We start from the raw sequence: 26,190 nt of genomic DNA, 5'->3' as shown, positions 1-26,190 counted from the left end.
GGCGTTTTGAATTGTCAGCTTTTTTGCAAGGCTAGATCGATCACCTTGATCAGCGCGGCCGCGGCCCGCCGCTGCTCGTCCGGATCGCTGATGCGCATCTTCATGCCTTCCAGCCCGTCGAGCAGCATGTCGGCCAGCAATTTTGCCGACAAGCCCTTGGCGGTGAGATCGACGCCATTGCGTCCGGCCTCGCTCTGGATCGCTGCGGCGATATGCTCGGCAAACCGGCTGCGCCAGCAGCCGATCAAGTCGGCGAGACTCGACTTCATGTCGAGGAGTTCGGCGCCATGCGGCGAGGCGTGGACGGTGCGCGTCATCGAGATCAGCGCTTCGTCGATGGCCCGCATCGTGCGCTCGGCAAATGGTTCTTCGCCGGCGAGTGCCGTTTTCGCCTGCTCGAGCGAGCGGGAGAGCAGCATCAACGCGATGGCGCGATAAATATCGGTCTTGTTCTTGAACTGGAGATAAAGCGCCGGCCGCGACATGTCGGCGGCACGCGCAATGTCGTCCATGGTGGTGCGGGCGAAACCATAGGCCAGAAACACCTTCATCGCGCTGTCCAGAATGCGGACGCGCTTGGGGTCGGTGGCGATGTCCTCGATCTCGATCATGGCGCGACTTTATCCTGCAAAAGCTCTGTTGACAAAATGACGTAATTTGTCAAGATGTATGAGGACGAAATGGCCGACCGTCCTTTTGCCTCGGGCTGTGGACGACAACAAAGGGTATCCCGATGCGCCTCACCGTCGACGGGCAGGCATTCGACGTCAATGCCGATCCCGAAATGCCGCTGCTGTGGGCGCTGCGCGATCTCATGGGCAAGACCGGGCCGAAGTTCGGCTGCGGCATCGCCGCCTGCGGCGCCTGCACGGTGCATGTCGACGGCCAGCCGGTGCGCTCCTGTTCATTGCCGGTCGGTGAGGTCACCGGCGCGGTCACCACGATCGAAGGCATCGGTACCGAAGGCAGACTGCATCTGGTACAGCAGGCATGGCTGGAAGAGCAGGTCGCCCAATGCGGTTACTGCCAGGCCGGCCAGATCATGAGCGCGGTGGCGTTGCTCGACGAGGTTGCCGACCCGACCGATGCCGACATCGACGATGCCATGGGCGGCAATCTCTGCCGCTGCGGCACCTACCCGAAGATCCGTGCGGCGATCAAAAGAGCGGTCGTGCTCAAGACGGCGGGGATCTGACCATGGCCAGTGTCGGAAAGATCGCACGCCGCACGTTTCTCATCGGAGCGGCTGCCATCGCGGGCGGCATCGCTGTCGGTTACTATTACTACCGCAAACCCTACCCGAATCCGCTGGAAGGCTACCTCGCCGCTGATGAAGCGACCTTCAACCCCTATGTGAAGATCGGCGCCGACAACACCATCACCATCGTCGCGCCGCGCGCCGAGATGGGCCAAGGTATCTCGACGACGCTTGCTGCCATGGTTGCCGAAGAGCTCGATGTCGGGCTCGACCAGATCAAGGTCGAGCACGGCCCGGCCTCCTACGCCTATTTCAATGCGGCGATCCTGGAAGAGGGCGGTCCGTTCGCCTTCTTCAACGAAAGCATGACCGCGGAAATAGTGCGCGCCGGCATGGGCGTGGTCGGAAAATTCCTCGCCCTGCAAGGCACCGGCGGTTCGACATCGACGCTCGATGGTTTCGGCAAGATGCGGCAGGCAGGCGCCGCCGCGCGGCAGATGCTGATTGCAGCGGCCGCGCAAAAGTTCGGTATAGCTGCCGCCGATCTGGAAACGGCCAATGGCTCGATCCTGCACAAGGCGTCGGGCAAGTCGCTGACCTATGGCGCTGTCGCCGCGACCGCCGCGACGATGGCGCCGCCCGCGGAAATCAGGCTCAAAGACAAAGCCGACTGGAAACTGCTCGGCAAACCGCAAAGACGCATCGACATGCTGGCCAAGGTCACCGGGGCGCCGATCTTCGGCATCGACGTGACGCTGCCGGAGATGCTGTACGGCACGGTCAAGATGAGCCCGCGCTTCTGGGCCAAGCCGGTCAAGGCGGATTTCTCCAACGCCGAGAAAATGCCTGGCGTGATCAAGATCGTGCCGATCGACACGAATTACGGCCACGGCTTCGGCATCATCGCAGAAAACACCTGGGCGGCGTTCAAGGCGGCGGAGGCGATCGACGCCGAATGGGCCGATCCCGAATATCCGCTGGACAGCGCCGGCATTTCCGAGGTGCTGAAGCAGGCGCTCGGCACCAAAGGGTCGGTGATGCGCGACGATGGCGATGTCGATACCGCCTTCGCCGATGCGCCGCGCGAAAGGATCGTCGAGGCCGACTATGCGGTGCCTTATCTGGCACATGCGACGATGGAGCCGATGAACGCCACGGCGCGGCTGAAGGACGGCGTCCTCGACATCTGGTGCGGCAACCAGGCGCCGACCTTGGTACGGCAGCTTTGCGCCAATGCTGTCGGCATTGAGCAGGACAAGGTCAGCGTCCACACCACCTTCATGGGCGGCGGCTTCGGCCGACGTATCGAGGTGGATTATGCGCTCTGTGCTGCGCTGATGGCGAAAGAAACGGCAGGCCGGCCAATCAAGGTGATTTGGACGCGCGAGGAGGACATGCGCCACGACGCCTACCGGCCGGCTTCGGTCGGCAAATTCCAGGCGCGGCTTGGCAACGACGGCATACCGTTCGCCGTCGACATGACAATCGCCTCGCCATCGCTGATAGCCAGCACCTTGCGCCGGTTGTTTCCCTCGATCCCGCCGCTTGGCCCCGACAAGTCCATTGTCGATGGGGCCTACGACCAGCCCTACACCATCCCGAATTACCGGGTCAGCGGCATTGCTGCGCCCGCCTCCATCCCGGTCGGCTTCTGGCGATCGGTCGGCTGCTCGATCAACGGCTTCTTTCATGAGGGCTTCATGGACGAGATCGCCACCGCCGGGAAAGTCGATCCGGTCGAACTGCGCAAGACGCTGATGGCTGCCTATCCGGCGGCGGTGAAAGTTGTCGAGAAGGTCGCCGCGATGGCGAAATGGGGCGAGGCGCTGCCCGCCGGCAAGGCCAAGGGCATGGCGTTCACGCTGTCCTTCGGCAGTTGGGTCGGTGAGATCGTCCAGGTCGCCGACACGCCGTCCGGAATCCGCATTGAGAAGGTGTGGATCGCCGCCGATGTCGGCACCGCGCTCGATCCTGATATCATCGAGGCGCAACTCGTCTCCGCCGCCATCTACGGCCTGTCGGCAGCGATGGGTCAGGAAATTACTTTCGCCGACGGCATGGTCGAACAGTCGAATTTTCATGACTACGACGCCATGCGCATCTCCCAGTGTCCGGCGTTCGAAGTCGCCATCCTGGAGAATTTTCACAAGATGGGCGGCGTCGGCGAAGTCGGCACGCCGCCGGCGGCACCGGCACTCGCCAACGCCATCTTCGCACTAGCAGGCAAGCGCATCCGGACACTGCCCTTGTCGAAGGAGGTGACCTTTGCATGAAGTATTGCCATCATGCTGACAGTTGCTGCCATGCTGTTTCGATGGCGCCTCCCCAGCGGCAGAGGAAAGCCAAGGCACGGCACCGATGACGGTCGATGCAGCCAAGACTTGCCCGAGGAACGCGGCCTAGCGGTTGCTTTCGCATCCGCGCTGCGCGGAGTGCGATGTCGCAGACGAACGGCCGCGCTGGTCCGGCGCGCCTGACGGCGGCGGGCGCATCCTGTCCAGCGAAGTATTACCCATCAACTTTTCTGACTATATTGCGGTGCAACTTTGATGTAGAAGCTCGTTCGCCGATCACGGCAAGTTGAACACGGCCTTGCGCGCACCCATATCGGCGACGCGCCGAGTTAGAAGACGCGGCCTGGCCGAACTCCGCGCAATGGAAAAACGACGATGCCGAAATACAGGTTTCACAAGCTTGCAGCCATTGTTGTGCTTGTCGGGTTCGCTGCATGGATGGTGACGGGCGAGTTCTCGTCCGTCGGCAGCGCGGCCGCCGATAAACCCAAGGCGGGGGAGGTCGAGCAGCCAAAGGCGGCTGACGCCGGCCAGGCCAAGCCCGCTGAGGCAGAGCAGCCCAAGGCGCCGTTGCGCACCGTCGCGATCATAACCCCGCCTAGGCGTACCTATGCGCGCGCCATCCGCATTTCCGGACTGACCGAAGCCGACAAGCGCGCGGTCCTGGCGCCGCGCGTCGCCGGCGTCATCGACAAGCTGCCGGTCAAGCAGGGACAGCGCGTCACGACCGGCGACCTCGTGCTGATGTTGGCAGCCGAGGAAAAGCTCTCGGCGGTCAGCAACGCCAAGCAGCTTCTGGTTCAGCGTCGGGCCGAACTCGATGCAGCATTGCGGCTGATGAAAACCGGCAATCTGCCCAAGCTGCAGCTCGATACGGCTCGCTCCAGCCTGACGCTAGCCCAGTCGCACCTGGAAGCCGCGCAGGCCGAGCTCGACCGCAACGAGGTGAAGGCGCCGTTTGACGGCGTCATCGACCGTGTACCGGTGGAGCTCGGCAGTTCCGTGATGCAGGGCGGCGAAGTGGCGACCATTCTGAGCCTCGATCCGGTGATCGCCCGCGGCGAGGTCAGCGAACGTGATCTCGGCTATCTGAAGATCGGCGACAAGGCGAATGTACGATTGGTCAGCGGCCAGAATGTCGAGGGCACCGTGCGCTATATCAGCCGCGACGCCTCGTCCGCCACCCGCACCTTCCGCGTCGAGATCGCAATCCCCAACCCCGAGGGCACCATTCCGGCCGGGATGACCGCCGAGATCGCGCTGAGCGCCCAGCCGACCGACGCAGTCATGCTGCCGCGCTCCGTGGTGACGCTGGGCGACAAGGGCGACCTCGGCATTCGCGCCGTCGACAAGGACGACAAGGTCGTGTTCTTCCCGATCGACTTGGTCGACGACACGCCAACCGGCCTGGTGCTCGGCGGCATGCCTGCCGATGCGCGCATCATCGTCGCCGGCCAGGAACTGGTGAAGGAAGGCGAAGTGGTCAAGCCGGTCGAGGCCGACCAGGCGACCATCCAGAAGCTGTTGGGCGAAGCGACGGCCGGGACGCAGTAATCATGGATATCGTCAAACTCGCAATCAGCAATGCCCGGCTGACCATTTCGGTCCTGGTCTTCCTCATCCTCGCGGGTGCGGTCGCCTATCAGTCGACACCCAAGGAAGCGGAACCCGACGTTCCGATTCCCATGATGTATGTCAGCCTGATCTATCAGGGCATCTCGCCCGAGGATTCGGAGCGCCTTCTGCTGCGGCCGATGGAAGCCAAGCTGAAGAGCCTCAAGGGTCTCAAGGAGATGCGCTCGGCCGCCTTCCAGGGCGGCGGCTATGTGCTGGTCGAATTCCACCCGCAGACGGATCTGGCGACGGCGTTGCAGGACACACGCAGCAAGGTCCAGGACGGCAAGGCCGACCTGCCGCAGGCAGCCGAGGAGCCTGTAGTCTCCGAAGTCAACGTCTCCGAATTCCCCGTCCTTGTCGTGACGCTGTCGGGCGAAGTGCCCGAGCGCATGCTCACGGCGGCGGCGCGCGAGTTGCGCGACCGCATCGAGGAAGTGCCGGGCGTGCTGGAAGGCGCGCTGCAAGGTGCGCGCGACGATCTCGTCGAAGTCGTCATCGATCCGATGAAACTGTCTTCCTACGGGCTGCAGCTCGAGCAGCTGATCGGTGCGGTCGGCGATTCCAACAGTCTTGTCGCCGCCGGCAACATCGAAGGGTCCGAGGGCAAATACGCCGTCAAGGTGCCGTCGCTGATCGAGACGCCGGAGGACGTGGCGGCGCTTCCGGTCGTCGCCGGCCCCAATGCCGTGGTACAGGCCAAGGATATCGCCACCGTCCGCTCCACCTTCAAGGACGCTGAGACGGTAACCCGTCTCGACGGCAAGCCGGCGATCGCCATCGAGGTGAAGAAGCGCATCGGCTCCAACCTGATCGACACGATCGCCCAGGTGAGGACCGTGTCCGATGCCTTCATAAAGACCATGCCGGAAGGCATGCACGTCACCTACACGCAGGACAAATCGGTCTTCGTCAACCAGTTGCTCGGCGATCTGCAGAACCACGTCATGATCGCCGTGATCCTGGTGTTCATCGTCATTCTCTATGCACTGTCGGGCCGTGCCTCGCTGCTGATCGGACTGGCCATTCCATCGTCCTTCCTGATCGGCATCCTGCTGTTGGCCATGATGGGCTACACGATCAACATGATCGTGCTGTTCAGCCTCATCCTGGCGGTCGGCATGCTCGTCGACGACGCCATCATCGTCACCGAATTCGCCGAGCGGCGGATGAGCGAAGGCATGCCGAAGGCAGAGGCCTTCGCGCTTGCCGCCAAGCGCATGGCCGGTCCGGTCATCGCCGCGACGATGACGCGCATCGCCGCCTTTTCGCCGCTGTTGTTCTGGCCAGGCATCATCGGCGATTTCATGAAATACATGCCGATCACGCTGATCGTCACGCTCTCGGCCTCGATGCTCTATGCGCTGGTCTTTGCGCCGGCGCTGGGCGCCTTGTTCGCCAAGGCGCCGCCGCATCACGAGAATGACAATCGCGACGGCTGGTACATGGCTGTGGTCAAGCAGGCGGTGCGCTTTCCCATCACCGTGCTTCTACTCACCGTCGGCCTTTTGTTCGGTGTCGGTTTTGCCTATTCGAAATATGGCGCCGGCGTCGAGTTCTTCCCGAATGTCGAGCCTGACTACGGCCTGCTCTATGTGCACGCCCGCGGCAACCTTTCGCTCGCAGAAATGGATGCCGCCACAACGACCGCGGAAAACCGGCTTCTCGGCTGGCCGGGCGTGAAATCGGTCTATACCCGTGTCGGCAAGACGCAAGGCGGCGGCCAGGATATTCCGGAAGACGTGGTCGGCGTGATCCAGTACGAGTTCGTCGACTGGCGCGAGCGCAAATCGGCGAACGCGATCCTGGACGAATTGCGCGGCGTCATGGCCGGCATTCCCGGCGTCGACGTCGAGGTTCGCGTGCCCGAGGCCGGCCCGCCCACCGGCAAGCCGATCCAGATCAGGCTTTCGGCCGTCGACCCGGAAGGCCTCGACGACAATGCGCGCGCCGTCGCCGCGCGCATTGCCAAGGTGCCCGGCGTCATCGATATTTCCGACGGCCTGCCGCCGCCCGGCGTCGACTGGGCGCTCGACGTCGATCGCGCCAAAGCGGCACAATACGGCATCAGCCCGACCTCGGTCGGAACGGTGGTGCAACTGGTGACGAACGGGCTGAAGCTCAGTGAATACCGGCCAGCCGGTGCTGACGACGCCGTCGACATCAGGCTGCGTCTGCCCGAGGACCGGCGCACGCTGTCGACACTCGATGACCTCAGGGTGCAGACTTCGCAAGGGTCGGTGCCGATCTCGAATTTCGTCGTGCGCAAGCCCGAGCCGACCGTTGGTATCCTCAACCGCATCGACGGCGCGCGCACGGTGGTCGTCCAGGCCAATGTCGCCGCCGGCGAGCAGGTCGCTTTTGTCCAGCAGCAGGTCAGCCAGGCGGTCGCCGATATGGAGCTCGGCAGCGGCATACGCTGGAAGCTCGCCGGCTCGAACGAGGACAGCGCCGAGGCCAGCGCCTTCCTTAGCAAGGCCTTCGGTGCGGCGATCTTCCTGATCTTCCTGGTGCTTCTGATGCAGTTCAACAAGTTCACCAGCGTCTGGCTGGTGCTGTCCTGCGTGGTCATGGCGACGGTCGGCGTGTTCCTGGGATTGCTGTTGACTGGAGAGGCGTTCGGCATCGTCATGTCGGGCATCGGCGTCATCGCGCTGGCCGGTGTGGTGGTGAACAACAACATCGTGCTGATCGACACCTATGACCGGCTGCGCGAAGAAGGCTGGGACAAGATGGACGCGGTGCTGCAGACCTGCCGCGAACGCGCCCGCCCGGTCGTGCTGACGGCGGTGTCGGCGATTCTCGGCGTGCTGCCGATCGCTTTCGGCCTCGGTCTCGAAATCTTCCATCACGAGACGACGATCAACGCGCCGTCGACGCAATGGTGGATTTCACTGTCGTCGGCGATCGTCTTCGGCCTGTCCTTCGCCACCTTGCTGACGCTGGTGGTGACACCGTCGATGCTGATGGTGTTCACGCGTAGTAAGAACAGCCGCTTCTATGCATTCTTCCGTCGGGTGTTCCGGCGCGGCAAGACAGTCGGTGCGACTGTCGAGACCTCCGCAAGACCGGGCTCGCTTGACGAGCCGGCGTTCGCCTTCCCGAAGGCCGCCGAATAGGCCAACTTTGCTTGCAGTGCCGCGCGTATTTTGGTCGCGCAAAGAAAAGGCCGCCGGGAACAACCCAGCGGCCTTTTGCATTGTCCTGTCATGCGACACCTCAAAGCGGGGAGTTTCTCATGACGCTCAGCACCATTCTCGTCATCATTCTGATCCTCATTCTGATCGGCGCGGTGCCGGCATGGCCTCATTCGCGTTCCTGGGGTTATGGTCCCTCCGGCATTGTTGGCGTCATCCTGATCGTACTGCTGGTGTTGCTGCTGATGGGCAGGATTTGACCCGGAGATTGGTGTGCACGAATGCTACAGCGCTGCGCGTCCTTTTGGACTCACAGCGCTGTAGCATTTGATTTTGCGCATGGTCCTTTCCGAGCCTTCGGTTCGGATCCATGCGGTGGGTAATGGCCGCTTTCCGTTTCAGGCAGCTTTCGAAACGCCATCAATCGTGGCGACACCGATATCATCGAGAGCTGCTGCCACCGCCTTGTCCAGCGGCGTATGCGGGATCGTGCCGATGATGCCTTCCAGCCTTGCCGAGACCAACTGGTGTGGCTCGAAGCGGAGATAGGACATCGAGACGAGTTCGCGCCACATCGCCACGAACGGACTGCCGGCGCGCAGCACCCACCACGGCATCGAGGTCAGTTTCAGCGTGCGCCCGAGCGCCTTCTCCGCGGCCGCCTTGATCTCCAGATCGGTAACGGCGTGGCCGGGAAAGTTCAGCGCCTCGTAGGCGCCGAGCTTGGCGAGATTCTCAGTCAGTCCGACGAAAGCCTTGGCCATATCAGGCAGATAGGCCCATTCATGCACGAGATCGGCCGGCCCGGGGGCGGTATAGACGCCCTTGTCTATCTTGGCGGCCACGATCAGATCGAACCACGATCCGGTGCCGGTGCCGCCGAAGAAATCGCCGGCCCGCAGCAGAATGGTGCGCACTCGGCCTGCTTCGGCCTCGCGGCGAAAGAGGTCTTCCATGGCGACGCGGATGCGGCCCTTTTCCGTCGTCGGGTGGAATGGTGTGTCTTCGGTGATGACCGCCGGCATCGGCGAGCCGTAATTGTAAACGCTGCCGGGAGCGAGGTGCAATGCGTGGTTCGCCCGGCACGCGGCCATGACGTTCTCGGCCATCGGCAGGCACTTGCCCCAGTCGGTGTAGAGCGGGTTGAGGCCGTTGAAGATGATGTCGACGCCTTCGGTGGCGCGGATAAGCGCTTCGCGATCGAGCCCGTCGCCGGCGACGGCTGTGGCGCCGGTGAGTTCTACCGGTATCTTGCCGCTGCGGGTGATGGCGCGGACATCATAGCCGGCGTCGATGAAGGCCTTGGCAACCACGCGGCCGAGCCGGCCATTGGCACCCAGAATTGCGATCTTGGTCATGTTTCGTCTCCGTGTTTGGGTTACCGTCACAATATGATCCGCCCGCAAACGAATGGAAATTGACTGAATTTGGCGATGTGATATTCAGTTTTGAATGGAAATCGACTGGAATCTGATCAAGAGTTTCGTCACCGTGGCGGAAACCGGCAGCCTGTCCGCTGCCGCGGGCAAGCTGGCTGCAAGCCAGCCGACGCTCGGCCGCCATATCGCCAAGCTGGAGCAGGCGCTCGGCGTCACCCTGTTCCGGCGCGGGCGGCGCGGCTATGCGCTGACGGAAGCCGGCAGCACGCTCTACGAACGCGGGCGGGCGGTGAGCGAGCAGGCAAGCGCCTTTTCGCTATTGGCGCTGGGATCGGTCGAGGCGATCGAGGGCACGGTGCGCATTGCCGCCAGCGAGGTGGTGGCTGCCTATGTCCTGCCCGAGATGACGGCGCGGCTGGCCGCTGAGGAACCCGGCATCGAGGTCGAGATCGTCGCGTCGAATCAGGTCGAGAACCTTTTGCGCCGTGATGCCGACATCGCCATCCGCATGGTCAAGCCGGCGCAGAACGAATTGGTGGCGCGCAAGGTGACCGACATTCCGCTCCGCGCCTGCGCGGCAAAATCCTATCTCGACCGGCGTGGCCGTCCGCGCGAGCCCGGCGATCTTGCCGGCCACGACCTGATCGGCTTCGACCGCAGCGATGAGATCATTCGCGGCTTTGCCCAGTTCGGCGTCCCGCTCACCCGCGATGCCTTCCGCTTCAGGACCGACAACCAAATCGTGCTTTGGGAGGCGGTGCGGGCGGGAAACGGCATCGGCTTCGGCCAGGAGCCGCTGGCCGATCGCGATCCGCTGGTGGAGACAGTGCTGCCGGGCCTCGCGCTGCCGACGCTGCCGGTATGGCTGGCCATGCACCGCGACGTGCGCACCAGCGTGCGCATCCGCCGTGTCGCGGATTTCCTCTATGAGGAGTTGAAGCGCTATTCGGCCGGTGCTGCGTCGGGCGCGAATTCGGCGCGGTGAGCGAGCCCGGCCATCAAAAATACGACGACCAGCAGCCCCGACAAAGCGACGAAGATCGGACTGAAGCTCAAGTGCTCGGCGATGAAGCCGATCGCCGACGGCGCCACCAGAATGCCGGAATAGCCCATCGTGGTGACGACGCTCATACCGGTGCCGGACGACATGCCTTCCTGGTTGCCGCCGGCCGAAAACAGGATCGGCACCATATTGGCGATGCCGAAGCCGCAAAGGGCAAAGGCTGAGATGGCGAGCCAGGGCGAAGGCGCTAGCCCCGCCACCAGCATGCCGGCGGCGGCGACAAGGGCCGAGACGCGCAGCGTCGTTACGGCACCGAAACGGTTGCGGACCCCGTCACCAACGAAGCGCATGACGGCCATGACGCCGGAAAAAGCGGCGTATGCCAAACCAGCTACGGCGAGGTCGGTGCCGAGTTCCTGTTGCAGGTAAAGCGCCGCCCAGTCGAGCACCGCACCCTCGGAGATCATCGTCATCAGCGCCATCAGCCCGACGAGATAGACCAGCGGATTTCCAGGCAGCGCGAATTTGCGATGTCCGGTAATCCCCGATGATCCTTGGGGCGGCTTGCCCTCGGCGATCAGGTAGCGAACTGCCACAGCGATCACGGCAAAGGCAAGAGCCGTCACCACCGCTGCATGGGCGAGATGGCCGTAATTCTGGATGGCGAAGCCGCCGAGAGCGCCACCGGCGAAACCGCCAAGGCTCCAGAAGCCGTGCGAGGACGACATGATGGCGCGGGACAACCGCCGCTCCACCGTGACCGCATTGGCGTTCATGGCGACATCCATGCCGCCGATCGAAGCGCCGAAGATGAACATGGCGATGGCCGCCAGCGGCACGTTGGGGGCAAGCGCCACAACCAGCAGGCCGAAACTGCCGATGAGACCGAACCAGCGCAGCACGCTGCGCGAACCATGCCTGGAGATCAGGTGGCCGCACCAGGTCATGGCCGTGACCGCGCCGGCGCCGAACAGCAGGATCAGCAGGCCGAGCGTAAACTTGCTGATATCCAGCCGGGTCAGGACCACCGGGATCTGCGGCGCCCAGGCGCCGGTCAGAAAACCATTGGCCAGGAAGATGGCCGCCACGGCCCATCGTCCGCGAATGGCGGTCTGCATGATTTTTAGCGTGTCCATCGTGTAGGAGTCCGGTGCGAAAATAGCTTCGCGCGGCAAATTAGATCGATTCAATCTTCAGTCAAGCGCTCGCTCTTGGAAGTGCTTGGGCCAAGCGGCTCGCTTGAATCCGAGGTTGATGAGAGCCGATCGGGACAGGGTTTTTTGTTCGACCATGATCTTGTCCGAAAACCGGATTCCACTTTTCGGGATCGTGGTCTTAATGATCCCTGGGGCGTCTTGCCTCGAACTCCGCCTTCTTGGCATCGGAGGCCTCGGTCTGGTTGAGCGCCTGCCATTCGGCATAAGGCATGCCATAGATGATCTCGCGCGACTGGTCCTTGCTGAGATCGACGCCCTCGGCCTCCGCGGCGTCGCGATACCAGTTGGAGAGGCAGTTGCGGCAGAAGCCGGCGAGGTTCATCAGGTCGATGTTCTGCACGTCCGTGCGTTCGCGCAGATGCGCAACCAGCCGGCGGAAGGCGGCGGCTTCGAAATCGCGTTTTTGCTCGTCGCTGAGTTCGGTCATCGAAACCTCCTTACAACGGCCCGGTGCGCGAGCCGAATCGTTTGACCTGATGTATATCGGGACGGTGGTTGATCGCGTCAACGACCGGCGCCAGCCGTTCGGCCCAGGCGACCGCATCCTGCCGATCGGCGATCAGGTCCTGACGGATTTCGATCAGCGCATGGGCAAAGCCGTTGACGATGGCATGCCTGAACATGGTGTCGCCGCGCAATGCGCCGTCATAGGGCTCGTTGTCGCCAACGATAAGGCTTTTGTCCTCGGCGATCATGTCGATCAGCGGTCGCGCCACCCGGTCGTCGCGATCCCACAAGACACCAACATGCCAAGGGCGCACGAATCCCTGCATGCAAGGGGTGAAGGAATGTATCGACAGGATGAAGGGGGCGCTTGCGGAAGCCTGCGCCACCGAGGCGATCATGGCGCCGACGGCATCGTGATAGGGCCGATAGAAGCGGTCAAGCCGCCTTTCACGTTCTTTCAAGGCAAGTGGATAATTTCCCGAAATGACGGTACCGTCATAGAGCTGGCGGATCAGCGTCGGATCGTCTTCGCCGCGATTGGGATCGATCAGAAGCCGCGAAAAATTGGCGAGTACTGCCGGCACGCCGAGCAAAGCAGCCAATTCGCGCGTCGCCGTCTCGACACCGATGTCGTAGGCGATATGGCGGTCGAATTCCGCCGCCGGCAAGCCGAGGCTGCCATACTCTTCCGGCAGGTCGCGACGGGCGTGATCGGCCAAAAGCACCATGCCTCGCTTGCGGTCGCCTTCGACGACGTCGAAAGGCGCGAAAACTGTGGATCGGGTCATCGGCGGGAAATGGTCTGTTCGCTGGCTTCCAGGGAGGATGGTATCGTCTTTCCACGAAGGGGACGATTACGCAATGCCGTCGTTTGGCCACGGTTTCTGCGGAAATCTGGCAGAAGGCGACAGACCGTGCGCCGAAGCCTTTCTAAATCGATTGGAATTGGGCAAAAGGGCGCGTTGACATGCGCCCGGACTTTTCCGAAAAGGGGCATTGAGAGATGCAAATGTGGTTCTTGAGGGATTTCAGGATGGGTTCCGCCGGCAGGCCGCGCGTGCGCTATGCCTTCGCCATGCCGCTCTTGACCCTTGCTGTGGGCCTCGCCGCGATGCTTGCTGCCTCGCCGGCGCGCGCCGATTTCCGTGTCTGCAACGCCACGCAGAACCTGGTGGGCGTCGGCATCGGCTATCGCGCCAAGGCAGGCTGGATCACCGAAGGCTGGTGGCACATCGAAGGATCGAGCTGCAAGACGTTGATCGAAGGGCCGCTGTCATCAAGATTTTACTATCTTTATGCAGAAGACGCCGAGCGCGGCGGGCGCTGGGATGGCCCGATCAACATGTGCGTGGCTGAAAAAGAGTTCAAGATCGCCGGCGTTAGCGATTGCGTCGCCCGGGGCTTCCAGCGCGCCGGATTCCAGGAATATGACACGGGCGAGCAGGCAAGCTGGATGGTCCAGCTGACCGATGACCCCGCAACGGGGGGCGTTCCAGCCGCCCCGGGAACAAACAGTCAATGAGACGCAGCCGCAAGGTCAAGATACTCGCCACCATCGGGCCGGCCTCCTCCTCCGAGGACATGCTGAAGAAGCTCTTCGAAGCCGGCGCCGACGTGTTTCGCATCAATATGAGCCACACCGATCATGAATTGATGCACACACTTGTTGGTCGCATCCGCGCTGTCGAGAAAGCAGTCGGCCGGCCGATCGGTATTCTCGCCGACTTGCAGGGGCCTAAGCTGCGCGTTGGCAAATTCGCCAGCGGCAAGGAGGCGCTGACACTCGGCCAGACTTTCACGCTCGACGACAATCCCGAGCCCGGCAATTCGACCAGGGTCTATTTGCCCCACCCCGAAATCCTGAGATCGGTCGAGGCCGGTGACCGCCTTTTGATCGACGACGGCAAGCTCGAGCTGAAGGCGGTGAAGAGCGACGGCAAGGCGATCGTCTGCACCGTCGTCGCCGGCACCAGCATCTCCGACAAGAAGGGCGTCAGCCTGCCCGACACCGACCTGCCGGTCGGCGCGCTGACCGAAAAGGACCGCAGGGATCTCGATGCGGTGCTGGCCACCGGCGTCGACTGGGTGGCGCTCTCGTTTGTCCAGCGGCCGGAGGATCTGGCGGAAGCGCGCAAGATCGCGCGCGGCCGGGCGCTCATCATGGCCAAGATCGAAAAGCCGCAGGCCGTCGCCCGGCTGGCCGAGATCATCGAACTTTCGGACGCACTGATGGTTGCCCGCGGCGATCTCGGCGTCGAAATGCCGCTCGAAGCCGTGCCCGGTATCCAGAAGCAGATCACCCGCGCCGCGCGCCGCGCCGGCAAGCCGGTGGTGATCGCCACGCAGATGCTGGAATCGATGATCACCGCGCCGGTGCCGACCCGCGCCGAGGTGTCGGACGTTTCGATCGCCGTGTTCGAAGGCGCCGACGCCATCATGCTCTCGGCGGAGTCCGCGGCCGGCGCCTACCCGGTCGAGGCGGTGGCGATGATGAACCGCATCGCCAGCAAGGTCGAAACCGACCCGACCTACGCCGGCATCATCAACGCGCAGCGTTCGGAGCCGGAAGCGACCGGCGCCGACGCCATCTCGCTTGCCGCCCGCGAAATTGCCGAGACGCTGAAACTGTCGGCGATCATCAGCTATACGGCGTCCGGCACGACCGGCCTGCGCGCCGCGCGCGAGCGGCCGCAGGTTCCGATCGTCGCACTGTCGCCGATCGTCAACACGGCGCGGCGGCTGTCGCTTTTGTGGGGCACGCATTGCGTCGTCTCGCCCGACGCCATCGACCTCGACGACATGGTCGACCGCGCCTGCCGCATCGCTTTGGACGAGGGGTTCGGCAAGCCGGGCGACCGGGTCATCATCACCGCCGGCGTGCCGCTGAGGACGCCGGGCTCCACCAACATGCTGCGCATCGCCTATGTCGGGTCGGAGGTGCAGGCCCGCCGCTAGGCCGCTGACACTGGGCGGATTCGCGGCAGCGAGAGGTCCTGTTCTCCGTGTCGCGACCATTGGAGCCACATGAGCAAAGACCATGCGGGCGTCTGGGCCCGCACGACGAGGGTCATCGAAGTCCAGCCCGAAGACCCCCTACGCGGCCTTCACGGATCCGACCGCGCTCGTCGCCTGGCTGCCGCCGGCAGAGATGACGGGCGTCATCCACGAATTTTGACGCGCTTCGGCGAGGACTCTAAATCGGCGCGAGTTCGGCTTCCGGCGCTTTGATGTCGGCGCATTTGCCGGCGCCGTTAGTGTCGTTGGCGACCCTGACCTCCACGGCCTTCGCCATTGCCTGAAGGTCCACCTCCTTGCCGGCGACCTTTTCGATCGCGCCGACGACGAGATCGGGCGCGATCCAGTCCGGCTTGTGGCCGAGATTGTGGACCCAGACCAGCTCGGCGCCGGCAATGTCGCGGACGAGGCCGACCGAATGGATCGTTGCATAGACCACCTTGTCGCGGTCGCCCGAGATGACCACAGTCGGCGCCTTGATATCGCGGTAGTGCGGCGCGGCATCGAGCGTGTAGCGATAGAGCCCGGCGACATCGGTGGCGTTGGCACGAAAGGCGTTCGGCCGAAGCACCAGCGGGATCGAGACCTCGGCGACATAGCCGTCCGGCACCTTGTTGGGGGCAAAGACGCAGGCGGTGGCGGTATTCATCTGCAGCGCTCCCGACGGATAGGCCAGCGTTTCGGAAAACAGCCGGCCGACGATCGGAATGGTCGTCAAATTGTAGTACCAGGCGGTCGCGCCGCCCGGCCAGGGATGGGTGGCGGGCGCCACGAACACTAGGCCGAGCGTCTTGTCGGGATGCTCGCGGCCGAAGGCGGTGGTCACCGAGCCGCCGAAGGAATGGCCGGCGATAATGGCTTTCCCGATGCCGAGATGGTCCATCAGAGCTGCGATGGTGCTGGCCTGTGCCGATGGGGTCTCGTTGTTTCCGGGGCCGCGCCCCGACCAGCCTGCACCCGGGCGGTCCAAGAACAGCATCTCGGCACGGCCTTCCAGCAAGGGCCTCAGCGGCAGCATCTGATCTCTGAGATTGGCGCTGGCGCCGTGGATGAAGACGATCGGCGGCAGTTCGGCGTTTTTCCGCGCCGGAACGTGAACGTAGTGGATGCGGGCACCGTTTATATCCGCGAAGTCGCCGATCGGCGGATTGCGGCGCTCGATCAGCCATGAACCGGCGAGGGTGACACCTGCAAGGGTGAACACAAGCGCCATGAGGAAGACGAGCGCGGCGAAGATCAGGTTCATGGGGAGAGATACGGACCGGAGCGAAATTAGTTCACAGTCTAGCTAAAGCGACTTTCACTCAAGTGGAATTGTCCGCCAACCGGGAAATCAAATTCCTTCGCCGGCAAGTTCTTCCGAAAGCGTGCCGACTTGATCCTGGGCGCTGCGCATCATCGGATAGATGCCGAGCACGCGCTGCCAGGCTTCCAGCGCCGACTGCTTGTGGCCGGTTACGGCCATGATCTGCGCCAGGCCGGACAGTGCGCCAAAATGGCGCGGCTCGAGCTGCAACGTGCGGTCGATGTCAGACATCGATTTTCCAAAGTTATTCATCATGAAATGTACGGTGGCGCGCCGGTTCCAGCCCTCCGCATAGGCCGGTTGCAAGGTCACCACTTGATCGAGAAAATCGAGTGCCACGTCGAATTTCTTGTCTTCGATCGCCTTTTGCGACCATTGCATCATCAGGTCGATCGAGGCGCTGCCGGATTGCGACCACTCGTGCGAGATGCGCGCGGCGATGCGCTCAGCGGCCTTTTCATTGCGCTGGCGCTTCAGGTCGACGAACAGCTGGTCGAGCCTTGCCTCCCTAGTCGTGGCAACCGGAGGGGCGACCGCATCGTCCGCTTGGGTTGGAAGCGAGGCGGAACCGAAAAGAAAAAGCGCCGCGAAGAATGCAAAAAGAATCCGCATGGCCGAGAATCTAACCCCGGACAGCAGATCGTCAAACTGAATTTAGCGTGAAAGGGCCGGCAGGCCGGTATTAGAGCGCCACGCGTCCTTTTGGACGCGTAAAGGACGCTCTAACATTCTGAATTCCTCGCATCGTACTTTCCGAAAATCGATTCCGATTTTGGGTCGATGCGGTACATCATGCAGGCGCGGAGGCAGGCGCCTCCACGCGAAAGACTCAACCCTGACGCGCCTTGTAGCGCGGAGCGGTCTTGTTGATGATGTACACGCGGCCCTTGCGGCGAACCAGCTGGTTGTCGCGGTGACGCGCCTTGAGCGCCTTGAGCGAATTCTTGATCTTCATGGTCTTGCCCGTCGGTCTGGGCCCGCTTGGGCCGAATTATTAAGGCGCGCTCGGAAAGCGCGCCTCTCAACTTGTGCGTGGCTCATAAACGAGGAGCCTTGTCCGTGTCAACCGCAAGCGTGCTTCATAGATGAAGCCAGCGTGGCCGAGTTTGGTTTCCTGCTCGACCGACGGCGTTAGAGCGGTGCCGTCCTATAGCCTCAACGGTGACGGCTCATTCGCGTAAAATGGCCCATCTTGCGGCCGGGGCGCGCTTCGGCCTTGCCGTAGAGATGCAGCATCAGATCGGGCTCGGCGAGCAGGGCTGGAACACGCAGGATATCGTCGCCGATCAGGTTTTCCATGACACAGTCGAAATGGCGGCCGGGATTTCCCAAGGGCAGGCCGGCGACGGCGCGAATGTGCTGCTCGAACTGCGAGACGATGCAGGCGGCCTCAGTCCAGTGGCCGGAATTGTGGACGCGCGGCGCGATCTCATTGGCCAGCAGCGCGCCGTCGGCAAGGACAAAGAACTCGATACCGATGACGCCGACATAATCGAGCGCCGCAAGTGTCTTTGCCGCCGCCGCCTGCGCTGCAGCGGCGGTTTCGGACTCTATCCTGGCCGGCAGGGTCGAGCTGTGCAGGATGCCGTTGCGGTGGACGTTTTCTGCCGGATCGTAGGCGGCGAGCGAACCGTCCATGCCGCGCGCCGCGATCACCGAAATCTCGCGTTCGAAGGCGACGAAGGATTCGAGGATCAGCGGCACGTTGCCCATCGCCTCGCAGGTGCCGGCAAAGCCGCCTGTTTCCATGTTGCGGAAGACGCGCTGACCCTTGCCGTCATAGCCCATGCGCCGCGTCTTCAATATGCCGCTGCCGTCGAACTTTTTCAGCGCCGCCGTCAATTCGTCGTCATTGTCGACGGGACAAAAATCCGCAGTGGGAACGCCGATGCCGTTGAGGAATTTCTTCTCCGCCACCCGGTCCTGCGCCACTTCCAGCGCGCGCGCCGGCGGATAGACCGGGACCGTGACGGCAAGCGCGCTGGCAGCCATGACCGGCACGTTCTCGAACTCGTAGGTGACGACGGCGCTGACTGCAGCCAGTTCGGCGAGCGCAGCCGTGTCGTCGTAGGCGGCGGTGATCTGCCGGTTTGCGACCTGTGCCGCCGGGCAATCCGGCTGCGGTTCCAGCACGACTATGCGGTAGCCGAGGCGGGCCGCGGCCATGGCCAGCATGCGGCCGAGCTGGCCGCCGCCGACGATGCCGATGGTCGATCCCGCGGGCAGGCTCATGGCGTGTCCGTGGGCTCGGCAGCGACCCTGGCGGTCTGGGCGGCGCGCCAGGCATCGAGCCGGGCAGCGAGCTTTTCGTCGGTCAGCGCCAACACCGCCGCGGCCAGAAGGGCGGCATTGGTGGCGCCCGCCTTGCCGATGGCCAGCGTGCCGACCGGAATACCGGCCGGCATCTGCACGATGGAGAGCAGCGAGTCCTGTCCGGAAAGCGCCTTCGATTCTACCGGCACGCCAAAAACCGGGAGCGGCGTCATCGCCGCCGTCATGCCGGGCAGGTGCGCCGCACCGCCGGCGCCGGCGATGATCACCCGAAAACCGGCGGCCTTGGCGCCCTTGGCAAAATCATAGAGCCGGTCGGGAGTGCGATGAGCCGAGACGATCAGCCGCTTGTGCGGAATGCCCAGTGCCTCCAGCGTTTCGGCGGCGTGGCGCATCGTCGCCCAGTCGGACTGGCTGCCCATGATGACGGCGACGTCGGCGCGGTGATCGTCCAAGCTTCTGCTCCCGGCGGCAAAGGCGCGCATTAGCGGAATTCGGGATCGACGGCAAGGATGTGGTGCCTCCGCGCAGCATTCGGGCGCGAGGCACCATCATTACCTAATCCGGCCAGCGCAAGGCGCCGGCGCTATCCTTGCGGGCGGACTTCATCGCATCCGCCGGACGCTCGGCCGCGCTCAACACGGCCCGCAGGCGTTCGGCGACGATCTCCGCCTCGCCAGGATGAAGATTGCACGGGTCGAGGAAGAAGTGACCGCGCTCGACCTCGTGGTTGCGGACGATAATAGGGGGCGAACCGGCCGCCAGCGCCGAGGCAAGGCCGGCGGCGGTGAACCTGCTTTCGGGCGTAACAAACACCTGCAGGCGGTCGAGCGGATTGCCGGTCGGATCGGGAATGATATGCGCAGCGATACCGGGCGGGCCCTGCAATGCGTCCTTCCACAGATGCAGAGCGGCTTCTTCCCGCTTGCGGATGCCGGCATGGTCGCGCCGCTCCCAGGCTTCCAGCGCGGCCATGGTTCCGGCGATGCTTTCCTTGCCGACCTTCATCGCCCGCGCAACGCCACGATTCTGCAGATAGGCGGCCCGCACCAGATCCTTGCGCCCCGTCACGATGCCGCTTGTCGGTCCGCTGAGGAATTTGTGCCCACTATAGACGACGATGTCGGCGCCGCGTGCGAGAAAGCCGCGCAGGTCGTATTCGGAGGCGGCGTCGACGATCACCGGGACACCCCTGGCGTGGCAGATTTCGCAGAATTCCTCGAGCGAGAGCATGCCGTATTGCACCGTATGATGCGCAACGACATAGAGGCCTGCCGCGGTGCGGTCGCGGATCGCCTCGCGCACATGATAATCCTGCGTCACGCTGACCGTACCGGCCGGTACGGTCCTGGCCCCGGCCAGCCGGATCGACTGGTCGATCGGCGCGCCGTAGTTGACGATATGGCCGAGTTGGACGATGACCTCCGACTTGAGGCCCTCGGTGTCGTCCGGCAGCCGCTCGATCGCCAGAAGGTTGGTGCCGGTCATTGTGCCGGCAATCGCCATGGTGATGCCGCTGGCGCAGCAAGCCGTGACGAAACCGGCCTCGCCTCCTGTGAGGCGCGCGACGACCGTGCTTGCGGCGCGTTGCAGGTCGTCCATCTCCACCCACTGCGAAGCGATTTCCGACATCGCGGCGATCGCTTCCGGGACGATGATCGAGGCGCCGAGCGCCGTCATCGTGCCGGAAACATTGATGATCGGGCGAAGACCGAGCCGTTCGCGGATTGTCGTGTTGGAGCCGTTTGCGGAATAGGTTTTCATCTCTAGAAATCCCATGGGTAAATGTCAGGCAGCGATCTCGACGACCGCCTCGATTTCGACCGTAATGTTTCCCGGCAAGGAACCGACACCGATCGCCGAGCGGGCGTGCCCGCCGATACTATCGAAGACTTCGGCGAAAAGATCGGAACAGCCATTCACCACCTGCGGATGGTCGCTGAAGGTCGGGATGGCGTTGACGAAGCCAAGCAGCTTGACGACGCGCACGATACGGCCGAGGTCGCCTGCCGCGGCGTGCATGACGGCGAGCAGGTTCAGGCCGGTGAGACGGGCATGCTTATAGGCCTCTTCAACCGTGACGTCCTCGCCCACCTTGCCGGTGCAAAGCGTGCCATCGGCGCGCAGCGGCCCTTGGCCGGAGAGGAAGATCAGCCGCCCGCTTTCGGCGTGGGTGACGAAATTGGCGATCGGCGTCGGCGGCTCCGGCAGCGTCAGGCCCAATTCGGCGAGCCGGATGTAAGGCGTCATGAAAAGGCTCCTTGCGACAGCTTTCGCCGCCCGGTGTCAGAAATGCGAGGCACGAAACCGCGCCAGGAAGCTGCGAAGACGCTCATTGTCGATCTCGGTGCCCAGAATGTCGGCAGGCGGGCCCGCGGCGCTGACACCGCCGTCCGCCATGAAGACGATGCGGCTCGACGCGTCGCGCGCAAAGGCCATCTCGTGCGTGACCATCACCATCGTCATGCCGTCCTCGGCCAGGCTGCGCACGACCTCGAGCACCTCGCCGACGAGTTCCGGGTCGAGCGCGGAGGTTATCTCGTCGAGCAGCAGGATTTTCGGCTCCATCGCCACCGCCCGGGCGATGCCGACGCGCTGCTGCTGGCCACCGGAAAGCTCGGCGGGCAGGCTGTCGGCCTTGTGGGCAAGTCCGACCCGGCCCAGCCAGTGCTCGGCAATGGCACGGGCTTCGGTGCTGCTCTTGCCACGCACCTTGCGCAGGCCAAGCATGATGTTGCCGGCCGCCGTCAGATGCGGAAACAGATTGAAACTCTGGAACACCATTCCGGTTTCGGCGCGCATCTTCGCCAGGTCGCGCTCGCTGCGGCGCTGGCGTGTTCCCGTGTCGCGGAAGCCGACCTCCTTGCCGTCGATGCGGATGGAGCCGCTGTCGTAGCTCTCCAGGAAGTTGACGCAGCGCAGCAGCGTGGTCTTGCCGCTGCCGGAAGGTCCGATGACAGTCACCACTTCACCGCGTGTCACCTGCAGGCTGACGGAGCGCAGGACCTCGACGGATCCAAAGGATTTGGAAACGTCGGAGATGTCGAGAAGCGCCGGATTGGCGGGCGGGGAGATGGACATCTTGCTATTCCCGGATGAAGGAGAAACGCCGCTCCAACCGTCGGCTGGCCAGGGAGAGGGCGTAATTGACGACGAAGTAGATGACCGCACCGAGGATGTAGAGCGGCATCGCTTCGTAGGTGCGGCCGATGACCTGGTTGATGGCGTGCATCAGGTCGGTGATGCCGAGCAGCGAGACCAGCGCGCTGCCCTTCACCGCATCGGTGACGCCATTGATCCAAGGCGGCAGGAAGCGCCTGAACGCTTGCGGGAAGATGACGTAGGCCAGTCGCTGGCGAAAGGTCAGCCCGATCGCCATCGCCGCTTCGGACTGCCCCTTCGGTATGGAACCGACTGCACCGCGCAGATACTCGATGACCTGTGCCGTCTTGAACAGGGTGAGCGCCAGCACGGCTGCCCAGAAGGATTCCAGATGGATGCCGACGGCAGGCAGGCCGTAATAGACGAAGAAGATGAGCACCAGGATCGGAATGCCGCGAATGGTGTCGCTGAAAATGCGCACTGGCCAGCGCAGCGGAGCCGGGCCATAGACAAGGCCGACGCCCATCATCACACCGGCGATGAGCGACAATACCACGACCAGCAGCGACACCCACAGTGTCACGGCAAAACCTTGGGCCAGGAAGGGCAAGGCATAGGCGATCTGGCCAAGCATCCTAGTGCGCCGCGCTGAACCGGCGCTCGACAAGCCGAAGCGCATAAAGAAGCGCGTAGCCCGTCAAGAGGTACATCGCCGTCACCAAAAGGTAAACCTCGACGATCCGGAAGGTGTTGAAGTTGATCCACTGGGCGCCGTAGGTGAGCTCGGGCACCGAAATGACCGAAGCAACGGACGTGTCCTTGAAGAGCGATAGGAACGTGTTGGAAAGCGCGGGCAGCGTTATGCGCAGCATCGTCGGCAGGCGCACATGGAGCAGCCTTTGCCATGGCGTCAGGCCAATCGCCTTGCCGGCGTCGAGCTGCCCGCGCGGAACCGCTTCGAGCCCCGAGCGGAACACCTCGACGAGATACGCGCCGCTATAGAGCGACAGCGTGGCAATGAATGAGGTCTGCGCGCTGTAGGCGATGTCGACCACCGTCGGCAGGCCGTAGAAGACGAGATAGACAAGCAGGATCAGCGGTACGTTGCGGATGAATTCGACATAGGCGGCGATGGCGGTCCGGACCAGCCGCCCGGCCGATACGTACCAGACCGCCAGAAGCAGCCCGATGACGATGCCGATCGCGATGGAGATCACGGCCAGCTCGAGGCTGAGCAGCAGCCCGCCCCAGAGCTTGTCGAAATGCCGCCAGATCAGGTTGAAGTTTAGGGTATAGCCCATGTGTCCCTGTCATATCGAGGGCTGTCGACGAGAAGGAGGCGGAAGGGCGCGGCCCTTCCGCCGGCTTGCATCAGATGACCGGGAAGCCGGGATGGCGCGCCGGCGGCTCCTGTCCGAAATAGTCCTTGAATGCAGCGTCATAGAGCGCCGTCTCATGGCCGAACATGGCGGTGGTGAAGGTCGTGTTGACGAAGGTCAGCCAGTCGGGGTCGCCTTGCCGAAGTGCGGCGCCATAAAGCATCGAGAACCAGCTCTTGCCGGCATCGAAGTATTTGTCCGGATTACGTGAGGCGAGCCAGCGGACCGTGGACAGATCGACGGCGGCGGCGTCGACGCGCTTCGATTCCAGTGCCTGCAGCACGTTGGCCTGCGTGTCAATCTGCATCACCTGCGCCTCCGGCAGGACGATGTGCACATTTGCCTCGGCATCGACGTTTTGCAGGATGGAAATCCGTGTCGCCGAACCGCTGGCAGCCAGCTTGTCGAAGGTCTTGTTTTCGGCGTTCGGAAGGGTCAGCAAGGCGATGCCTTCGACGTAATAGGGCCGGGAGAAGTGGATCAGCTGCGAGCGCTGGGCGGTCATGGTCATGAACTGGATCGAGATGTCGACCTTGTTGGTGGTCACGTTCGGAATGCGCTGGGCCGGATCCTGCATGACGAATTCGACCTTGGTCGGATCGTCGAAAAGCCCCTTGGCAAGAATGTGCCCCATGGTGATGTCCATGCCAACCAGTTCGCCGGCATCGTTTTCGAAGTGCCATGGCGCGTTGGTGCTGCCGGTGCCGACGATCACTTTGCCGCGCTCGAGAATGGTGCGCAGCAGGCTGTCCGGTGCCGCTTGCGCCGCCGCCTTCTGAACATCGACCGTTGCTGCTGCGCCCACCGCTCCGGCCGTTGCAAGCCCGGCCATTCCCAGTTTCAGAAATTCACGTCTTTTGGATGTGTCGTTCACGGCGACCTCCTTTTCGTGTTGTTCCCCTTTGCCGATACATGCATCAGTGATCTGCTGGATTGTCTCTTACAAAAGACACATGTATCCTGTACAAGACAGATACTAACATCAGGAACAAGTAATGCAAGATGGCAATGCCTTGGCAGTTCGGCCGGACGCTGGTCCGGACGAAGACAGGATTTCGGGCTCTCGCGAGAAGGGTCTTAACCGGGTGCTCCATATCCTAGAGTTTCTTCACGCGAACCAGCGTGCGATCGGGATTGGTGATCTCGCCAAGGGAGTGAATGCGCCGCGCTCGACGATCTACACGCTCGTGCGCTCGCTCGTGGATGCGGGCCTGCTGGAAATGGCCGGCGACGGTAATCGGGTCTATTTCGGGAAGAAGCTTTATCTCTACGGAATGGACTATGTGCGCGGCAACGACCTGCTCAGGCGAGGGCGTCAGGAAGTTGACAACCTGTCGCGCGAGACAGGCGAGACCTCCGAATTGTGCATGTTGCAAAGCGGCCGCTACACGATTGTCCATTCCAGTCCAGGCACCAGGCCGTTCCGGATCAGTTCGGCCACAGGTCTGCAGATCCCGCTTCCCTGGACCGCTTCCGGGCGGTTGCTTCTCGCCGGTTTCGAAAGGGCGGTGATCGAAGACATGGTGTCCGAAGACGATCTCGTCCTGCCAGACGGCCGCAGATTGCTGCTGGACGACTTCATAGCCGATATCGCTACGGCTGGGGCTGCCGGCTACTGTGTAACCTCAGGTCTTGTCGACGCTTATACAAAGTGCCTTGCCGCGCCGGTCTTCTCAGCTGCCGGCAAGGTCGAGGCGACGATATGCCTGGTGGTTCCAATCGACACTTCCGAGGAGAAGACCGGCGATCTCATCGCCCTGCTGCGCGATCGCGCCGCGAGGCTTTCGATCACGGGATGAGCAGAATTTGTCGCGACCGCAAGTGGGATTCGCTCACGCGATGATGTCGGGGATGATCCGGTCTTCCAGCGCCATCAGCCGGTCTTTCAGGAAAAGTTTTTTCTTCTTCATGCGCTGGATCTGCAGAGGGTCGCAGTTCATGGCGATCATCGCGTTGATGGCCGCGTCGAAATCGGCGTGCTCCTGCTTCAGCCGAGAATATTCGAGGCGGATATCAGCCTGTTCCTGTTCGGACATTATCTACCGTCTGCACGTCTGCGGCGCCCAAAAATGGGCCTGATTGGGCGAGGCCGGAGGTATCTTGCACCGGCGCGCAGCCAATACCACATTTCGTATTGTCGTGGAATGCTACCACGCAGCATTCGACATCGATGCCCGATAGTGGCACACTGTCATTATGCCGTCACAGAAGCGAAATTGCGGTGGACGCGCCTTGACGGCTGCAATCGAGGAAACCATGAAAGGGAGAACCAATCATGTCTCTTGCATCCCATCTTGATGAGCTGCAGCGGAAACACGGCGACATCGAACGCGAAATCGATGATGCGATGAACCATCCATCGGTCGACGACCTCGAAATCGTGAATCTCAAGCGGCGCAAGCTGGCACTCAAGGACGAGATTGAAAAACTGAAGGCGAAACCGACCAAGCACTGACGCTCTTCTACAGCGCCGCGCGTCCTTTGGGCGCGCAAAGGACGCTGTAGTCCTTCTGATTTGGCGCATGATCCTTTCTGAAAATCGATTCCGATTTTCGGTCATGCGCAGGGATAGCTGCGCCGCTTTCGGCGCGACCTTTCCGGTGGCAGCCATGCCGCCGGAGCGTTCCCTTGTTTGCTCCGGCGACGTGGACAGGAAAGATGGCTTGCCAGCCGTCTTGCTGTTATCGATTCGGCAGGTCTGCCTGCCTGTCGCCATTGACAAGCCATCTTTGCTCCTCCACCTCATGCCCGGACCTTCTACAGCGCCGCGCGTCCTTTCGGACCCGCAAACGACGCTGTATTTTGATTTCTGCGCATGATTGTTTCCG

General features: G+C 62.9%; 28 protein-coding genes. 11 read left to right on the top strand and 17 right to left on the bottom strand.

The genetic code is table 11. From position 1 onward, the window contains the following. Positions 1-14: 14 nt before the first annotated feature. Positions 15-611 carry a TetR/AcrR family transcriptional regulator gene (locus tag AC0L14_RS13825; RefSeq protein ID WP_123150163.1) on the bottom strand — a complete coding sequence of 199 codons (597 nt, stop codon included), beginning with the start codon at positions 609-611 and terminating at the stop codon, positions 15-17. 122 nt (positions 612-733) lie between these two features. On the opposite strand from AC0L14_RS13825, the gene AC0L14_RS13820 reads away from it, so the two are divergent. The 5 genes from AC0L14_RS13820 to AC0L14_RS13800 all read left to right on the top strand — a co-directional run bounded on the left by AC0L14_RS13820 (position 734) and on the right by AC0L14_RS13800 (position 8,503). Then, on the top strand, positions 734-1,195 hold the full coding sequence (locus tag AC0L14_RS13820; RefSeq protein ID WP_123150164.1) for a (2Fe-2S)-binding protein: 462 nt from the start codon (positions 734-736) through the stop codon (positions 1,193-1,195). Between the two features lie 2 nt (positions 1,196-1,197). Next, the gene (locus AC0L14_RS13815) at positions 1,198-3,471 is read left to right on the top strand and encodes a xanthine dehydrogenase family protein molybdopterin-binding subunit (RefSeq protein ID WP_473749853.1); all 2,274 of its coding nucleotides are present in this window, start codon (positions 1,198-1,200) and stop codon (positions 3,469-3,471) included. A 396-nt stretch (positions 3,472-3,867) separates the two neighbouring features. Continuing rightward, positions 3,868-5,046, top strand: a complete 1,179-nt coding sequence (locus tag AC0L14_RS13810; RefSeq protein WP_473749852.1) for an efflux RND transporter periplasmic adaptor subunit — start codon at positions 3,868-3,870, stop codon at positions 5,044-5,046. 2 nt (positions 5,047-5,048) lie between these two features. Then, positions 5,049-8,225 carry an efflux RND transporter permease subunit gene (locus AC0L14_RS13805; RefSeq protein WP_473525647.1) on the top strand — a complete coding sequence of 1,059 codons (3,177 nt, stop codon included), beginning with the start codon at positions 5,049-5,051 and terminating at the stop codon, positions 8,223-8,225. Positions 8,226-8,344: 119 nt separating this feature from the next. After that, positions 8,345-8,503: a DUF3309 family protein gene (locus tag AC0L14_RS13800; protein WP_036267059.1), complete on the top strand. Its 159-nt coding sequence runs from the start codon at positions 8,345-8,347 to the stop codon at positions 8,501-8,503. 138 nt (positions 8,504-8,641) lie between these two features. On the opposite strand, the gene AC0L14_RS13795 is transcribed toward AC0L14_RS13800, so the two are convergent. Beyond that, positions 8,642-9,601 carry an NAD-dependent epimerase/dehydratase family protein gene (locus AC0L14_RS13795; protein ID WP_473749851.1) on the bottom strand — a complete coding sequence of 320 codons (960 nt, stop codon included), beginning with the start codon at positions 9,599-9,601 and terminating at the stop codon, positions 8,642-8,644. 94 nt (positions 9,602-9,695) lie between these two features. Between AC0L14_RS13795 and AC0L14_RS13790 the strand changes: the two genes are divergently transcribed. Then, a complete protein-coding gene (locus AC0L14_RS13790) occupies positions 9,696-10,607 on the top strand; it encodes a LysR family transcriptional regulator (protein WP_473749850.1) in 912 nt (303 codons plus the stop codon). On the opposite strand, the gene AC0L14_RS13785 is transcribed toward AC0L14_RS13790, so the two are convergent. The 3 genes from AC0L14_RS13785 to AC0L14_RS13775 form a co-directional block, all read right to left on the bottom strand. Then, positions 10,565-11,761 (bottom strand): MFS transporter, encoded by a 1,197-nt coding sequence (locus AC0L14_RS13785; RefSeq protein WP_473486985.1) that lies wholly within the window; start codon positions 11,759-11,761, stop codon positions 10,565-10,567. The genes AC0L14_RS13790 and AC0L14_RS13785 overlap by 43 nt on opposite strands. Before the next feature lie 199 nt (positions 11,762-11,960). Then, positions 11,961-12,269, bottom strand: coding sequence for a DUF1244 domain-containing protein (locus AC0L14_RS13780; protein ID WP_192360898.1), 309 nt, complete (start codon positions 12,267-12,269; stop codon positions 11,961-11,963). A 10-nt stretch (positions 12,270-12,279) separates the two neighbouring features. Beyond that, positions 12,280-13,077, bottom strand: a complete 798-nt coding sequence (locus tag AC0L14_RS13775; RefSeq protein ID WP_473749849.1) for an N-formylglutamate amidohydrolase — start codon at positions 13,075-13,077, stop codon at positions 12,280-12,282. A gap of 287 nt (positions 13,078-13,364) precedes the next feature. Here AC0L14_RS13775 and AC0L14_RS13770 point away from each other — a divergent pair, with 287 nt between their 5' ends. After that, entirely contained in the window at positions 13,365-13,811 is a 447-nt protein-coding gene (locus tag AC0L14_RS13770) for a DUF1036 domain-containing protein (protein ID WP_292187291.1), read from the top strand. After that, positions 13,808-15,244 (top strand): pyruvate kinase, encoded by a 1,437-nt coding sequence (gene pyk, locus AC0L14_RS13765; RefSeq protein ID WP_473486983.1) that lies wholly within the window; start codon positions 13,808-13,810, stop codon positions 15,242-15,244. The genes AC0L14_RS13770 and pyk overlap by 4 nt, the downstream gene beginning before the upstream one ends. Before the next feature lie 238 nt (positions 15,245-15,482). Here the strand turns inward: pyk and AC0L14_RS13760 are convergent, their stop codons facing one another. The 11 genes from AC0L14_RS13760 to AC0L14_RS13710 all read right to left on the bottom strand — a co-directional run bounded on the left by AC0L14_RS13760 (position 15,483) and on the right by AC0L14_RS13710 (position 24,236). Then, complete coding sequence (locus AC0L14_RS13760; protein ID WP_473525643.1) at positions 15,483-16,550, bottom strand: alpha/beta fold hydrolase; 1,068 nt, start codon at positions 16,548-16,550, stop codon at positions 15,483-15,485. An 87-nt stretch (positions 16,551-16,637) separates the two neighbouring features. After that, positions 16,638-17,222, bottom strand: a complete 585-nt coding sequence (locus tag AC0L14_RS13755; RefSeq protein ID WP_473486981.1) for a tetratricopeptide repeat protein — start codon at positions 17,220-17,222, stop codon at positions 16,638-16,640. Positions 17,223-17,439: 217 nt separating this feature from the next. Next, entirely contained in the window at positions 17,440-17,565 is a 126-nt protein-coding gene (gene ykgO, locus AC0L14_RS13750) for a type B 50S ribosomal protein L36 (RefSeq protein ID WP_006327841.1), read from the bottom strand. A gap of 200 nt (positions 17,566-17,765) precedes the next feature. Beyond that, entirely contained in the window at positions 17,766-18,842 is a 1,077-nt protein-coding gene (locus AC0L14_RS13745; protein ID WP_473486980.1) for a 5-(carboxyamino)imidazole ribonucleotide synthase, read from the bottom strand. Continuing rightward, positions 18,839-19,336 carry a 5-(carboxyamino)imidazole ribonucleotide mutase gene (gene purE / locus AC0L14_RS13740; protein ID WP_123150292.1) on the bottom strand — a complete coding sequence of 166 codons (498 nt, stop codon included), beginning with the start codon at positions 19,334-19,336 and terminating at the stop codon, positions 18,839-18,841. Before purE ends, AC0L14_RS13745 begins: the two co-directional genes overlap by 4 nt. A 103-nt stretch (positions 19,337-19,439) precedes the next feature. After that, a complete protein-coding gene (locus AC0L14_RS13735) occupies positions 19,440-20,645 on the bottom strand; it encodes an aminotransferase class V-fold PLP-dependent enzyme (RefSeq protein WP_473749848.1) in 1,206 nt (401 codons plus the stop codon). A 24-nt stretch (positions 20,646-20,669) separates the two neighbouring features. After that, positions 20,670-21,131, bottom strand: a complete 462-nt coding sequence (locus tag AC0L14_RS13730; protein WP_123150178.1) for a RidA family protein — start codon at positions 21,129-21,131, stop codon at positions 20,670-20,672. Positions 21,132-21,167: 36 nt separating this feature from the next. After that, the gene (locus AC0L14_RS13725; protein WP_473749847.1) at positions 21,168-21,962 is read right to left on the bottom strand and encodes an amino acid ABC transporter ATP-binding protein; all 795 of its coding nucleotides are present in this window, start codon (positions 21,960-21,962) and stop codon (positions 21,168-21,170) included. Positions 21,963-21,966: 4 nt separating this feature from the next. Further along, positions 21,967-22,617, bottom strand: coding sequence for an amino acid ABC transporter permease (locus AC0L14_RS13720; RefSeq protein WP_473749846.1), 651 nt, complete (start codon positions 22,615-22,617; stop codon positions 21,967-21,969). Position 22,618: 1 nt separating this feature from the next. Further along, positions 22,619-23,284: an amino acid ABC transporter permease gene (locus AC0L14_RS13715; RefSeq protein ID WP_473486974.1), complete on the bottom strand. Its 666-nt coding sequence runs from the start codon at positions 23,282-23,284 to the stop codon at positions 22,619-22,621. A 70-nt stretch (positions 23,285-23,354) separates the two neighbouring features. Further along, complete coding sequence (locus AC0L14_RS13710; protein ID WP_473486973.1) at positions 23,355-24,236, bottom strand: transporter substrate-binding domain-containing protein; 882 nt, start codon at positions 24,234-24,236, stop codon at positions 23,355-23,357. A gap of 121 nt (positions 24,237-24,357) precedes the next feature. Here AC0L14_RS13710 and AC0L14_RS13705 point away from each other — a divergent pair, with 121 nt between their 5' ends. Continuing rightward, the gene (locus tag AC0L14_RS13705; RefSeq protein ID WP_473486972.1) at positions 24,358-25,161 is read left to right on the top strand and encodes an IclR family transcriptional regulator; all 804 of its coding nucleotides are present in this window, start codon (positions 24,358-24,360) and stop codon (positions 25,159-25,161) included. Positions 25,162-25,194: 33 nt separating this feature from the next. On the opposite strand, the gene AC0L14_RS13700 is transcribed toward AC0L14_RS13705, so the two are convergent. Continuing rightward, positions 25,195-25,398, bottom strand: coding sequence for a YdcH family protein (locus AC0L14_RS13700; RefSeq protein WP_077380473.1), 204 nt, complete (start codon positions 25,396-25,398; stop codon positions 25,195-25,197). 239 nt (positions 25,399-25,637) lie between these two features. On the opposite strand from AC0L14_RS13700, the gene AC0L14_RS13695 reads away from it, so the two are divergent. Together AC0L14_RS13695 and AC0L14_RS13690 are read left to right on the top strand one after the other, a co-directional pair. Then, positions 25,638-25,817, top strand: coding sequence for a YdcH family protein (locus tag AC0L14_RS13695; protein WP_095495322.1), 180 nt, complete (start codon positions 25,638-25,640; stop codon positions 25,815-25,817). A 67-nt stretch (positions 25,818-25,884) separates the two neighbouring features. Then, positions 25,885-26,181, top strand: coding sequence for a hypothetical protein (locus AC0L14_RS13690; protein WP_473749844.1), 297 nt, complete (start codon positions 25,885-25,887; stop codon positions 26,179-26,181). Positions 26,182-26,190: the final 9 nt, after the last annotated feature.

The organism is Mesorhizobium sp. WSM4841 (assembly GCF_055811515.1).
This window is presented reverse-complemented; position numbering and strand designations above follow the sequence as displayed.